Below are 13,744 nucleotides of genomic sequence, written 5' to 3'. Positions count from 1 at the left end.
ATGCTGATTTATCTGTATAATTTCATTATTTTTACACCATCAAACGAAAACCATTTTAATACTTAAAAACACAGAGCCAAAAAATTAATGACAAAAATTTATTTCCAATCGTTCCTACCTAAAAAAACTTCGACTTGTACAAAAACTATTATTAACCGTTTTTTGCTTTAGCAAGAGACACAGATCAGTTTTGCATGAGAGTTTGGGCATTGTTTTTTACTTGCTTATATTTCAACATATACGGACAGCGCTATACATCTACCTGGTATAATATTGACAACGGCCTTCCGCAAAGCAGTGCGAAGGCTATTGTTAAGGATAAGTATGGCTTTATCTGGATCTCCACTGAAAACGGACTTGTACGGTACGACGGGAGTTCCTTCATTACGTTCAATAATTTCAAAATCAACAATCTTCACTTTGGTGAATTTATTGGTGATTCTTCTCAGGACAGCATTACAGTTCTTAATGATTTCCAGGAGAACAAGGTTATTATTAAAAACAGGTTCCCAAAGCTGACACAACTTCACAGCAGTGATAAAATAACTTTTACAACGGGAAATGAATTTATACACAGGGTGGCAAACAACATTCTGGCCTGTAATTTTTACAATGATATCCAATACTTTGTAAAACTAAAAAATTCAACTTATAGCTTTAGTGAGAAGAATCTCATCATTTATAAGGATAGTAAAGGAAAGGAAACAAAAATATCCATTCCTTTTTCCAATAAAGATCTGAACAATATGTTCGTATTCAATGAAGTTCTATTCATTAATGATATAAAACACAGAAAAACATATTCTATTGATAACGGAAAAGTTTCTGTTCAGGATGAACCGAATCTTTTTAATGATCCTAATACAAGAATTTATTGGCAGCAGATTACGAATCAGACCTTTGTTATCAATCATAATGATATTTACATTGTGACAGGAAACTCCAATAAACCTTCACTTAAATTCCTTGTAAAATACAACGAAATAGGAAGTCACTCTTATTGTTCTATGTTTTATGGATGGAAATTTAACAAGCTTTATCTGGGCACCCTGAATAACGGGTTAAATGTTCTGAAGCTCTCTGATTTCTATGTAGCCAAGAAAAAAGAAGATTTCTCCAACAATGTTTACTATGCTTCCCTATCCTTCAGCAAGAATACCATTATTGCGGAAGACGGAACAGAATTCAGCAGGGATGGAATTGTGAAGAAATATCCTTTTGGTAATAATGACAATTATCTGATGATGTATGACAAGGCGGGAAACATCCTGATCCGGAAAAGAAGCAGCATTATTAAATTCTATAAGAATTCCGGTTATAAAAGAAAGGATTCTACTTTTATAAAACAGGGATTCCAGGCTTTCTTACAGAGTGGAAATCTTTATGGAGCTTCGTTTTCGGATTCTTCAAAGAGCCAGCTCCAGATTTTTAAAGAGGATACATTTTCAAGGCCGGACTATACCTATGAGTTTAATAGTTTTGTCAATACTTTCTTTCAGTACAGTGATAATGAGATTCTGGTGGGCAACAATGACGGTCTGTATTCTGTAGTGTTAGGCAGCAAAACCATTACTCCTATTCACAAAAACATCCATGTTAAAAGCATTATCAGAACAAAGGATAACCTTATATGGGTGATGACGAATAAGAGCGGTTTTTATCTTCTCAGAAACAGAAAGCTCATTAAAATGCCGACTGACAGAAGTAACCATCTTATGTCTGCGCATTATATTCTGGAAGACAGAAAAGGCTTCTATTGGATATCTTCCAATAACGGACTTTTCAAAGTCCCTAAAAAGCAGCTGCTTCAGTATGCACAGGATGGGAAAAGACCGGTATATTATTATCGTTTTACTAAGAGGGATGGCTTCCTTACGAATGAATTCAATGGAAGTTCACAGCCGAACGCCTATGCACTGGAAAATGGTGATTTTGTTTTTCCATCAATGGACGGGTTTGTATTTTTCAATCCGGACAGCGTCAAAACTTTTTATCCGGACGCCAGCAGGATTTACATAGAAAGAGTAAAAATCGGAAATTCTGAGCCTCAGTATTTTCATCATACCCTTACCCTTCAAAACAATTATAAAACAGCAGAGATTTTTATTGACATTCCTTATTATTCTAATCTTGAAAACCTTTATTTAGAAGCTAAAATATCCGGGAAGGAAAACTCAGAATGGGAATCTGTTACTACAGGAAAAGAGCTGAAGTACAGCATCAGCAATCTGGAACCCGGAGACTATACCCTGAGTGTAAGAATGTTAGTTTCTCCGGACGGTCAATTTGTCCAAAAATCCATCCGATTTAAAATTCAGCCATTTTTTTACCAGACACTGCTGTTCCGGGTTTCTGCGTCTGTTGTTATTTTACTTATCATCATTATAATTGTTCAGCTAATGACCAATTTTTTAAGAATAAAAAACAGAGTTCTGAAACAGATTGTCCACAATAAGAATTCTGAGTTAAAGGAAACTTCTCTGAATCTTGAAGTGGTAAAAAGTGATTTAAGAAAGGAAACTGAATATCAGAAAAAACTGGTGGAGACCATTAGCCATGATATTACCACTCCTATAAGATTTATTGCAATGCTTTCCCAGAAACTTCATGAATCTGATGATCTTGAGCTCCAGAAGAAGTATTTTGACAGTATTTATAAATCTTCTGAACAGCTTTATCAGTTTACCCTGAACTTGAAAGAATATACTGAACTTTATAAAGCAGAAAATATTTTTGAAGAAGAAGAATATCTGGTGAACAGGATTTTGGAGATCAAGAAAAAACTTTTCTGTGAAATTGCGAAAGAAAGAGGAACAAAGATTATCAATATTGCGGAGAACAATGTGTACTCCAATGTTAATGAAAGTATTTTAACCGCTATTATCCATAATATTCTTGATAACGCAGTAAAAAATACTTTTGATGGGGAAATACAACTTAACGCAATAGAAATTGATCAGAAAACTATCATAACAGTCTCTGATACGGGAGCGGGTATGCCGGATGAACAAATTAATATGTACATGAATTTATTCAAAAACCCTAAACTGGAGACTCCAAGTTTTAAAGGAAAAGGCCTTGGGCTGCACATGGTTATTCATTTGGTAAAAAAAATAAATGCTGAAATAAGTTTTAGTCATAACCAGCCTCAGGGAACAATTGTGGAATTAATGCTCAATAAAAACTAATTTACTATGAATGAAAGAATTTTAATTGCTGATGATCACTATGTAGTCAGGGCAGGTACCGCGTTGGTCCTGGAATCCGGATTCCCTCAACTTAAGATTGATTTTGCAGAAAATTACGGACAAGTAAAGAAAATGCTGGAATCCCAGGAGTACAGTCTTATTATTTTAGATATTGATATGCCCGGTACTCAGTATAAAAAAATGATCTCAGAGCTTAAAGCTATACAGCATAATATCAAGATCCTTGTATTTTCCGGATATGATAAAGATGTAGCCATACAATATATCCGGGAAGGTGCAGAAGGCTATCTGAACAAACAAAGCAGTGAGGAAGAGATTAAAAATGCTGTACGAACCGTTATTGAAAAAGGATATTTTTACCCGGCAGAACTGATTGGGCTTATCATTCAGAATAAAAAAAGTAATCCAGCTGAAAAGTTATCGTCCAGAGAATATGAAATCTTTAAGCTTTTAGCAGATGGAAACGGTAACCTTGAGATCGCCAACAAACTCAACATTCAGATGTCAACGGTAAGTACCTATAAAAAAAGGATCTTTCAGAAGCTTGATGTAGCCAATATTGCAGAACTTATCAAAGTATATGAAATGATGCACTGATGAATGGTTCAGTTGTTGCCCAGGATTACAAATATGTTATCCTGCTTCCTCCTTCAAGATCCTATCATCAACTCCTATCACCATGATTGAGATAATGATTTTTACAATTGAAAAATAATCAGGAAATTTACCGTTCCTTATTTTCTATGAAACCACTGCATTATAATTGCAAAAAATCATGAATCCATTGGAAAAAGCAGATCAGGGAAGCCAACGTTTCCGATATATAAAACTTTGTATTTTCTTTTCCGGACTTTCGGTATTTGCTCAGCTTTATCTTTTTCAGCCGATGCTGCCTATGGCTGCAGAACATTTCAAGGTATCTGTTGGAGATACTTCCCTATTGGTCTCATCATCCACCATCGGGATGGCATTGGGTTTATTATTCTTTGCCTTTAAGGCAGACAGTTATTCAAGAAAGGGGCTGATGACTTTTTCATTAATCTCTTCTGCCTTATTAACCATTATTTCAACATGGATTCCAAGTCTCAGTCTCCTGATCGCTATCGGAGTTTTTAAAGGATTTGTGGTTTCTGGTGTTTCAGCAGTGGCCCTGGCCTATCTTACGGAGGAAGTAAGTGCCGCGGTTATTGGGGCTGCCATCAGTATGTACCTTAGCGGAAATACCATTGGCGGAATGAGCGGTAGAATTCTAGCTACTATTTTGGCCGGAGAAATAGGCTGGCGTAATGCGGTTCTGGTAATCGGGATAGAAAGCCTGATCCTGGGTGTCATATTCTGGAAACTGTTTCCCGAATCCAAATTTTTCAATCCACAGAAAACAGATTATCACCTTAAGGTAAAACAAATGAAGTTTTTCCTCACCAATCCTTACATGCTTCGGTTATATCTTATTGCAGCCCTTGTTATGGGGGTATTTGTGAGTGTTTATAATTATCTGACATTCAGACTGGAGGCCAAGCCATTTTCTTTAAGCCATTTTATTATTGCTTTTATATTCCTGATGTATATCTTCGGTGTTTTCGGGACCATGACCGTAGGAAGGCTTTCCAGAAGAATCCCTCCCAATACTATTCTAAAAGGTTCTATTCTCAGTATGCTGGCCGGTGCTTTATTATTGCTGTCAGAAAACCTTTACCTCCTCATTTTTGGTCTTGGATTATTTACTTTTTCTTTTTTTGCAGCCCATACCATGGCCAGCCAGATGACAGCTCTTTATGCCAGAAGAGGCAAATCTTCAGCAACTTCTATTTACTGGCTTTTCTATTACTTTGGATCAAGTATTCTGGGAACCGGTACCGGATATCTTCTTCACGCCTATTCCTGGAATGTTTTTATTGCTTTTCTTGCTATTTCTGTAGTGGCTGCCCTTTTTCTGGCAACTGCCAACAGGTCTTTCCAAAACAAAAAAAACTGATACCACACGCGTACCACATTTTATTTATAAGAAAAAGCCAATGAAACAGCTGTATGCTTTTATTTTAACATATTCTTAATTTTTTCTGTTAAAAATTTAACCTATTCTTCACAGAAACACCGCCTTACAATACGATGTGAGGCATAATATTTGATATTTTATAAATCACCATATCATCCACTAAAATTCAAAATATTATGAACGTAGCAGATCTTAAAATCAAAAACTTAGTCGAGTACAAAAATCAGATTTATACGATCACTGAAATTTTTCAGAGTATAGAGCAGGAATATTTTGTTAAAATTGAAAATGATATTCACAGTATTTCAGTTCCGGCAGAGTCTATCAGACCTATTAAAATAACAGAAGAATGGCTTGAGAAACTTGGCTTTTCAAAAACCTACAGTTCGGATCAGACCATTAGGTATGAAAGACCGGAACCATTTATCAAATATGACATCGACCTGAGTTCCAGAAAAATACTGGAAGGGTTGAAAATTTATGGTAATTCCATCAAATGTAAGTATATTCACGAGTTTCAGAACATTTTCTCGTGCTTATTCGGGAAAGAACCTGTATTACATTTTGGCTACCTGAAAACAGAGTTATAGTTAAATAGTTCTTAGTTATCGAAAACCACAGTTTAGTTGTATAAACTGTGGTTTTCTTTTAGAATACTCCGGAAGTAAGCAGTTTATAAAAGGCAGCCATCTACAGGTTAAAAATCCGAAAAACTCACCATACACAAATCATTCATTTCATGCATATTTGTATTGAATTATTTTTTAATCAATACAAAAAACACCGGATATGATTTTTAAAATTATGAATTCAATTCTTATTATTGCTGCTGTTTTTATGGGTTTCAAACAGGGAATTGCCATGTTTTCAGGAAAGCCGGAAATGACCGCTATGTTTGGGAAATGGGGTTTTGATAAAACGTGACTGATGATTAATGGTGCGGTTACCATTCTTGCCTCTATCCTGATCTTATTTCCAAAAACTTTTATATGGGGAAATTTTTTGATGGCTGCAGGTATTTTACTAATTATCTGCTTTCATCTTACAGATAAAGATTTTAAAGGGGTATTGATAGAGCTTCCTTTCCTTTTTCTAAATCTATTGATTATTTACTTGCAACACCCTTTTAAAAATTAACTTAGGTATGACATCTTCCAATTTTACAATATTACTGGCTATGGGTGTTTCATGTACAGCTTGTGGCCAGAATGCAGTTAAGGAAAAACCAATTTCAATTTCAAAAAAGCAACAGACAATGGATTTATCAAAAATAACAGACCTTCAGGTAAAACAAGCTATAGAAGCCTTACAAACAGGAGATAAAAGCTGGTATGGCTTCTTCACTGAGAACCCGGTTATGACCGATGACGGAAATAAGGTAGACTTTAAATCATTTTTTGCCAATGCTCTCGGTAAAGAAATGTTTCTCAGCATAGACCGTGTTGAAAATGACAGTAAGGATATTCACGGAAACTTTAAAGCCGGGCAATGGGGAGTTTTTCCGGTATTTTTCAGATTTCACAGGAATGCTGAAGGAAAATTTGACCGGCTGGATATTGGGCAGGATAAATAAAAAAGATGAGCTTCAAAATATAAAGGCTGCCTAATCAGGACAGCCTTTACTCACATATCTAAAAATGAATGTGCTCTGATACTGATGAATCTGTTTTGATTAGCTTTTAAAAACTATTTTATTAGCTAGTTTTAAAGTATAAACATTTTTGTTTTTTGTAAGCGTATACTGCCCTTTTTTGTAGGTCACTGCTTTTTTAGATGCAATTTTATCCAGCACAAGGCTTCCTTCAGATGAAGGTAGGAATATTTCTGCTTTTCTGGCATCTTCACTAAGGATTACAGCAGCGTTTGAAGTATAAGATTTCTTGTTATCTACTTCTTTCAATTGTATTTTTTCTTCAAAAATTCTTACACAGTCGTTTTTCAGTACTGAGAATGTATATCCTGCAGAACCTTTACAACCATGTTTATCTTTGTCTGAACCGGCACCTTTTGGACTAAGCTGAGCGGAAACTCCTGAAGCGAACATTACAACGGCCATTACTGTAATAAATTGTTTTACATTTTTCATATCTGTTTAATTTAATGGAATGAATTTACTTATTTTTTTAAACATTTTATTTCTATTGGTCTTTAAATTTTTCTTATCGTTTTCCAACATCTTTTTTACTAAATCTCTTGATCATAAAAAGAGGGGCGATCATTGTGTTTTCAGAATCTTATTGTTTTTTCGGGTATTTATTTTTTACCCCTCTTTTAGTTTTTGCAAATTTTAAAAAACTTATTAAAAAGACTACAATTTTATCATACTACATTTATACCACATTTGCCGTACTGCCCTTAAATAAGGGCATTTATCGACAAATATCTATAAGAATAAAATCAGGAAGCTGGAGTCTGGAAAATGTAGAGAATAACTGACACTATAATCAAATTATAAGGAATTCACTGTAAACAGGATGAGTAATCTCTTGACCACTAAAATTACACTGAACTGCTTTACAATTATTAAAAATGGAATAATTACGATTTTAAAGAAAACTTTTTGCTTTTTGGAATTCGCATTTATAAAGAATCAAAGAAAAGAAACAGCTCCTGTTCTGTGGGAACGTTCAGTTTTTTTCTTAATCTGTGCTTTTTCTGCTGTACAGATTTATGCTGGATAAAGGTATATTCTGCAATTTCCTTTGAAGTGAAATTAAGCTTTATCATCGCACAAAATGTAAGTTCCGAAGCACCGAGTCTTGGGTTGATTTCCAGAAGCCTTGGGCAAAATTCAGGATAAATTTCCTGGAATCTAGTCAAAAATGTAGAATCATTCTTTTTAGCCAGCCCTACTAATTCATCAAACGAGTCATTGATCCTACTTTTCAGGGAAAGTGCTTCACTTTTGAGCTCGTTCTTCTTTTGCCTTAGTGCTCTGTTATGCCGATAAAGTAAGATAAAAATAGCCAGTGATAAAATAACAATAAAGCTGATGTAAAGGTAAATCTTCTTCTGAAAGCCGTTAGATTCTTCATCTTTATCACTCAGCATATGATCTATTGAAATATTAATGGCTTCGTTCTGAATATTTTCCAATGCGGTTTTTTCCTCTGTATATTTCTTCATAGCCTCTTCTTCCTTCTTAGGCTCATTCAGCATTTTGTAGGTTTTGGCTATAGATTCATAAACTCCGGGAATATTATATAACCTGTTGGTTCTACTGTAGTAATCCAATGCTTTACTGTAGTAATCCAATGCTGTTTTATAGTCCTCCAGAGAAAAGTAATAGTCCCCATAAGTAAGATCCACAAAACCATTCTGGATGTTTACTTTACCGGTATTAACAATTTTTCCGGACGCTTTCTGAAGATAGATCAAAGCTGAATCTTTTCTTTTGGTGTACATCAGATGATACTTAGCTAAAAGTGTATTCAGTAAAACACCCTGTCCATCAATTCTTTTCCCTTTCTGTAAATAAATGTACGCTGAGTCTGCCCTATTTACTTTATATAAAAAATCAGCCCTGTTGGCATAAAGCCGGTACAAATAAAATTTCCTTTTCTCCTGATCTGGGATGTTTTTGAGATAGAACAAACCTTTTGCATTCAGATCCAAAGCGCTTTTATAAAGGCCTATTACCCCATTCAGCTGGGCATGTTCCTGATAGAGCCTTGCTTTTAAAACAGGGCTGTTGATCTTCTTAAGCTCTTTTTCAGCCAGGGAAAGATAAGACAATCCTCTTTTATAATTTCCAATGGTTGCTGAAATGTTAGAAATATTGATATAGCAAAGAATGATTCCTTCCCTATAGCTATTTTCTTCGGCAAGGTTCAGATAGTCTTTATTCAGGCGGACAAGGTTTTCATAATCTCCCTGAATACGAAGTGATTCTGTTTTCTTCAACAGTATACTGTCAAACTTTTGATGCGAAAATGCTCTCTGGCCGTAAACTGATCCGGCAGAGCACAGCAGGATTAACAGGAGCAGATTATATGATTTAAATATTCTGTATAATTGAGGTGGGAACATGCTATTAATTATTTTAGGATCATCATCGTTAAGTTTTATCATTTATACATTCAACATAAATGTTTGATTGATAATAAATTCCATCCATTTTAGATTTGCTATTGCATTACAAATAGCATTCCAAATCTTTTAAAAAGTTTCTGCTGACAGTGAAAATAATTACACAAAAAAGTTAAAAAGGAATAAAAATATCTTTCTGTTCAGTATAAAAAAGAAGCTATCTCCTATTAAAATAACATTATTTTTATCCTTCCAGTTCTATAAGCTTTAATACAAATCTTCAGGATGATTGCCATAATATTTATCTTTTTATTTATGTATTTGTGGCGTTTTTAATACTATCCTAAAACCTTTATTTTGAAAAAAACGATTGACAGGCAGGTTTTCATTTTCACACATTACAATTTATCTTAGAAATACTACACTTCATCTGTCTCATTCTGCAATACATCATTTAACGCACTGAACAATAACAAATTAAAAAAACATTAGAGTTTCTTTGTGGTGTCAAAAAAAAGAAAATAATGAGAAAAAAATGGATGATAATTGCTGCATTTACACAGGCTGCTTATGTTTTTGCACAGATAGAACTGAGATCAGAGTACCTGCCTCAACAAAAATACATCAATAATAACGGAGATAAAAGTTCTTCACTCACCACTACTTTTACAGCAACAATTCCTGTAAGTATTAACCCATCAGGCTATCAGCAGCCTTCCATATGGGCAGCAACCCTTAATGCTTCTTATACCTCATTCAGTAATGAAGGGACCGCAGCCGAAGCCCTGCCCAAAGAAATGGGTTCTGCAGATTTTGGGGTAATGTATATGACTCCATTAAATGAAAAGCTTATGTTCATTGGAGGAGCTTCTGCCGGGGTCTACTCTACCCATACCGATGTGAAAAAACTGGAGATGGATCATGTTGTAGTGAATGTCTATTCATCTTTCATATGGCAGGTTCGCCCCAAAATAAAACTTGGAGTAGCCCTTGTTGGGAATAATGCCTTTGATAAACCTATGCTTATTCCCATGCCTTATTTTCAGTACCACAGTGAAAAAGCCCATGGAATGGAATACCATGCAGAGTTGAGCTATAATCCCAAATTTTCTGTAGGATACAGGTTTAATGATGTATTTGCTTTACGCATTGTGAACAGACCTAAGTTTTTCTTTTCACTTGCTAAAATTGAGGGCCAAAAGAAATATTTCGATCATCATTATGTAAGTTTAGGGATGGAACCGGAATACCGATTCAAAAACTGGACAGTAAGCGGTACGTTTGGTGCAAATTTTGGACGTACGGACCGTTACCGTGACAGGGAGCCATCTAATTTTCTTAAATGGGGAAATGCAACTTTTGACCCTTCGTTCTATATTTCTGCGGGGATAAAATATAACTTTGCAAAAAAACATAACTAAGAAATACTCAAACTATTTTTATAAACAGAACTAATATGGATCTTTCTGAAATTTTCCCGAATCAGGAGATGAAAATCAAAAGATATGTGCTTCCCCTTTATTATTTTTTGGTCACGATTCTATATACTATATATCAAATTATTTTTTTCAATACAATTTTAAAGAGCAGCATTCTTTCAAAAATCAGCTTATGGGACAATTTTCTGCTCCAGCTTGCCATTTTTTATCCAATTGTCCTGATAATGACTTTCCTGGATTATCTTTTGATTAAGTTTATTAATGAAATTACTCCCCTGCACAGCAGTTTATACAGACATGCTTCCTCTCTTTTTGTAAGCAATATCCTGCTATGCATTCTTTTGTATGTTATTTTCAACTTCATAGTGACAGAAGTAATGGATGTGGGAATCCGGCAGTCACTTTCTTATAAAACAAGCCTTATCCTCAATATTACAGCTAATTTACCAATTCTTCTGGTCATTGATCTTTTGTTTTATTTCCAGGCAGAGCGTAAAGCGATTAAGGCATCTGAGAAAGCCAAACGGGATATGCTGATGTATCAGTACAATGCATTAAGGGCACAGGTAAACCCTCATTTTTTATTCAATTCTCTGAATGTATTGTCTTCACTTATCTATGAAAATCAGGAACAGGCAAATAAATACACTAAAGCCTTGTCACAGGTATACAGACAGGTTTTATCTGTAAGTAAAAAACCTCTGAATACATTACAGGAGGAAATGCATTTTTTCCGGCAATACCTGTTTCTGATGGAAATAAGATTTGAAAATGGCTTTACAATAGAAATTGAACCTATTAAACAATGGGAACATCGCAAATTAGTGGCCTTCAGCTTTCAGCTCCTTCTGGAAAATGCTTTTAAACATAATATAAGTTCTGCTGCAAATCCTTTATTGATCTACATTTCTGTGGATGAAAACGGAATATCTTTCAGAAATAGAATATTTTTGCGAAATGATATTACGAAAGGAGAAGGGATTGGTTTATCTTTTCTTACTACACAATATCAACGGTATCATAAAAAACTGGAAATAATAGAAGAACAGAATGATTTTATTGTCAAAATACCTTTCGTAGAATGAAAAAATATTTAATTATTGAAGATGAGCGCCTTGCTTTTTCTGAATTGAAACGAATGGTAGAGCGTCTTCGCCCGGATTATCAGTTATTGGGAAGAACAGAAAGCGTGTTGGAATCTGTTGAATTCCTGCAAGAGTACCAACCCGATTTTATTTTGATGGACATCAGCTTATCAGATGGCAGCTGTTTTGAAATTTTCAACCCAATTAAGGTAGAAGTTCCTATTATTTTCACAACGGCTTATGATGAATATGCCATACAGGCTTTTAAAGTTAATAGTATTGATTATCTGTTAAAGCCTATTTCTGAAGAAGATCTGGAACGTGCACTCATCAAACTTGAAGATCTTCATTTTGACAAAGAACAAAAGGAAACAGGCATCCGGATGGTAGAATCTTCTCTGATGAAAAAGGTGAAAAACAGATTTCTTGTTCATTCCCATGACAGATACCTATACGTGGAATCTAAAAATATTTCCTACTTCTACAGTGAAGAAAAAGTAGTGATGCTGCATACATTTGATAACAAAAGATATATTATCAATTATACACTGGATCAATTGGAGGGACAGCTTACGGAAGATATTTTTTTCAGAGTTTCCAGGAACTGCATTGCCAATATCAAGGCGATTAAAGGAATTAAAAAAGTTGTTAACAGCAGGCTGGCAATTGAATTTGAGCCGGGATGTCCCCATGAGATTATTGTGAGCCGGGTACGGGTTCAAAACTTCCTTGAATGGCTGAACGATGATTAAATAAATTAGAAATGCATTACTAAAAACATACGAGATCAGCTTATTTATACTTACCTTTATCCTGATTTAATAAGGTATGATGAAGGAAGTAATTGTGTATCAAATTGATTCTTTTACAAAAGAAAAATTCAAAGGGAATCCTGCGGGTGTTGTACTCAATGCTGAAAAGCTGACCACTGATGAGATGCAGCTTATTGCAAGGGAGCTCAATAATTCGGAAACAGCATTTGTATTGAAACCTGATCGGGCTGATAATTTTGATTATCGCATACGTTACTTCACCCCTACCACTGAGGTTCCTATATGCGGACATGCGACCATCGGAGCGCTTTATGCCAAAGCTATAGAAGACCAATTAGACTCCTGCTCTATCAGAATTAATACCCAGGTTGGAGTTTTACCTATTGACATTCTGAAAACAGATCATGACTACCAAATTACAATGACTCAGGGAAGCTTTAGCCTGGAATCTTCTTTTGAGCCATCCATACAACAAAGAATTACGGATGCACTGGGATTAAAAACAGAAGATCTGAATGAGAAATGTCCCATACAGATCGCTTCAACAGGCCATTCCAAAGTGATGATTGGCATTAACAGCAGAACCCTGTTGAATCATCTGACTCCGGATTTTAACGCTTTAGCAGACCTCAGCAAAGAAATTAACTGTAACGGTTATTTTGTATTTACTTTTGATTCTGAGGATCAGGATATTTTAACCTATGGAAGAATGTTTGCCCCTGCCATCGGTATTCAGGAAGATCCTGTTACAGGCAATGCCAATGGACCTTTGGGCGGATATCTTATTCAGAATAAAATCGTAGAAGCTTCTGATGGAGCCTTTGAATTTATAGCAAAGCAGGGAGAAGCCATCAATCGGATCGGGCAAATGAAGGTTGAGGTTACCATCAAAAATCATATTCCGGAAATGATAAGAATTACAGGAAATGCTGTTCATGTATTCCGTACTGTGATGCATGTTTAATCTGGACCTGATCCAGCTTCTTCCGGTTTTTCCTGTAGTTTTTAGGCGTGAATCCTGTTTTTATCCTGAATAGATAAGAAAGGTCTTAAGAAGAGCATCAGTAACTATTCAGGAAAAGAGCTAATAGAATCCCATTGATCGCATCCTGAAAACAATGTCAGATCCTTTTTAAAACAGCTGAAAAATGTCATAAATTGTTTATCTTAAGAATAAAGTGGTGTGGTACCACTATCATTTATTAAATTTGAT

The 13,744-nt window shown here is 35.0% G+C and carries 11 protein-coding genes; 9 read left to right on the top strand and 2 right to left on the bottom strand.

Going from position 1 to position 13,744, the window contains the following annotated elements; translation table 11 throughout:
* Positions 1-194 precede the first annotated feature (194 nt).
* The 5 genes from EG339_RS16120 to EG339_RS16095 all read left to right on the top strand — a co-directional run bounded on the left by EG339_RS16120 (position 195) and on the right by EG339_RS16095 (position 6,778).
* Positions 195-3,188 (top strand): sensor histidine kinase, encoded by a 2,994-nt coding sequence (locus EG339_RS16120; RefSeq protein ID WP_123870979.1) that lies wholly within the window; start codon positions 195-197, stop codon positions 3,186-3,188.
* A 6-nt stretch (positions 3,189-3,194) separates the two neighbouring features.
* Positions 3,195-3,806 carry a response regulator transcription factor gene (locus tag EG339_RS16115; RefSeq protein ID WP_123870978.1) on the top strand — a complete coding sequence of 204 codons (612 nt, stop codon included), beginning with the start codon at positions 3,195-3,197 and terminating at the stop codon, positions 3,804-3,806.
* A 178-nt stretch (positions 3,807-3,984) separates the two neighbouring features.
* Entirely contained in the window at positions 3,985-5,184 is a 1,200-nt protein-coding gene (locus EG339_RS16110) for an MFS transporter (protein WP_123870977.1), read from the top strand.
* A 197-nt stretch (positions 5,185-5,381) separates the two neighbouring features.
* Positions 5,382-5,795 (top strand): hypothetical protein, encoded by a 414-nt coding sequence (locus EG339_RS16105; RefSeq protein WP_123870976.1) that lies wholly within the window; start codon positions 5,382-5,384, stop codon positions 5,793-5,795.
* Between the two features lie 554 nt (positions 5,796-6,349).
* Positions 6,350-6,778 (top strand): hypothetical protein, encoded by a 429-nt coding sequence (locus EG339_RS16095; RefSeq protein ID WP_123870975.1) that lies wholly within the window; start codon positions 6,350-6,352, stop codon positions 6,776-6,778.
* A gap of 99 nt (positions 6,779-6,877) precedes the next feature.
* Here the strand turns inward: EG339_RS16095 and EG339_RS16090 are convergent, their stop codons facing one another.
* Both EG339_RS16090 and EG339_RS16085 read right to left on the bottom strand, forming a co-directional pair.
* Positions 6,878-7,291 (bottom strand): hypothetical protein, encoded by a 414-nt coding sequence (locus EG339_RS16090; protein ID WP_225718053.1) that lies wholly within the window; start codon positions 7,289-7,291, stop codon positions 6,878-6,880.
* A 494-nt stretch (positions 7,292-7,785) separates the two neighbouring features.
* A complete protein-coding gene (locus EG339_RS16085; RefSeq protein ID WP_123870974.1) occupies positions 7,786-9,276 on the bottom strand; it encodes a tetratricopeptide repeat protein in 1,491 nt (496 codons plus the stop codon).
* A gap of 482 nt (positions 9,277-9,758) precedes the next feature.
* On the opposite strand from EG339_RS16085, the gene EG339_RS16080 reads away from it, so the two are divergent.
* The 4 genes from EG339_RS16080 (at position 9,759) to EG339_RS16065 (ending at position 13,495) form a co-directional block, all read left to right on the top strand.
* Positions 9,759-10,655, top strand: coding sequence for a DUF6268 family outer membrane beta-barrel protein (locus tag EG339_RS16080; RefSeq protein ID WP_123870973.1), 897 nt, complete (start codon positions 9,759-9,761; stop codon positions 10,653-10,655).
* Positions 10,656-10,897: 242 nt separating this feature from the next.
* Positions 10,898-11,758, top strand: coding sequence for a sensor histidine kinase (locus EG339_RS16075; RefSeq protein ID WP_164465346.1), 861 nt, complete (start codon positions 10,898-10,900; stop codon positions 11,756-11,758).
* Positions 11,755-12,510 (top strand): LytR/AlgR family response regulator transcription factor, encoded by a 756-nt coding sequence (locus EG339_RS16070; protein WP_123870971.1) that lies wholly within the window; start codon positions 11,755-11,757, stop codon positions 12,508-12,510. The genes EG339_RS16075 and EG339_RS16070 overlap by 4 nt, the downstream gene beginning before the upstream one ends.
* Before the next feature lie 76 nt (positions 12,511-12,586).
* Positions 12,587-13,495 carry a PhzF family isomerase gene (locus tag EG339_RS16065; RefSeq protein ID WP_185147654.1) on the top strand — a complete coding sequence of 303 codons (909 nt, stop codon included), beginning with the start codon at positions 12,587-12,589 and terminating at the stop codon, positions 13,493-13,495.
* The last annotated feature ends 249 nt before the right edge of the window (positions 13,496-13,744 follow it).

The organism is Chryseobacterium bernardetii (assembly GCF_003815975.1).
Taxonomy (GTDB): Bacteria; Bacteroidota; Bacteroidia; order Flavobacteriales; family Weeksellaceae; genus Chryseobacterium; species Chryseobacterium bernardetii.
This window is presented reverse-complemented; position numbering and strand designations above follow the sequence as displayed.

Bases quoted from the DNA above. Each gene is read 5' to 3' on its own strand.
- EG339_RS16120 (WP_123870979.1), top strand. From the start codon at position 195: ATGAGAGTTTGGGCATTGTTTTTTACTTGCTTATATTTCAACATATAC.
- EG339_RS16115 (WP_123870978.1), top strand. From the start codon at position 3,195: ATGAATGAAAGAATTTTAATTGCTGATGATCACTATGTAGTCAGGGCA.
- EG339_RS16110 (WP_123870977.1), top strand. From the start codon at position 3,985: ATGAATCCATTGGAAAAAGCAGATCAGGGAAGCCAACGTTTCCGATAT.
- EG339_RS16105 (WP_123870976.1), top strand. From the start codon at position 5,382: ATGAACGTAGCAGATCTTAAAATCAAAAACTTAGTCGAGTACAAAAAT.
- EG339_RS16095 (WP_123870975.1), top strand. From the start codon at position 6,350: ATGACATCTTCCAATTTTACAATATTACTGGCTATGGGTGTTTCATGT.
- EG339_RS16090 (WP_225718053.1), bottom strand. From the start codon at position 7,291: ATGAAAAATGTAAAACAATTTATTACAGTAATGGCCGTTGTAATGTTC.
- EG339_RS16085 (WP_123870974.1), bottom strand. From the start codon at position 9,276: ATGATAAAACTTAACGATGATGATCCTAAAATAATTAATAGCATGTTC.
- EG339_RS16080 (WP_123870973.1), top strand. From the start codon at position 9,759: ATGAGAAAAAAATGGATGATAATTGCTGCATTTACACAGGCTGCTTAT.
- EG339_RS16075 (WP_164465346.1), top strand. From the start codon at position 10,898: ATGACTTTCCTGGATTATCTTTTGATTAAGTTTATTAATGAAATTACT.
- EG339_RS16070 (WP_123870971.1), top strand. From the start codon at position 11,755: ATGAAAAAATATTTAATTATTGAAGATGAGCGCCTTGCTTTTTCTGAA.
- EG339_RS16065 (WP_185147654.1), top strand. From the start codon at position 12,587: ATGATGAAGGAAGTAATTGTGTATCAAATTGATTCTTTTACAAAAGAA.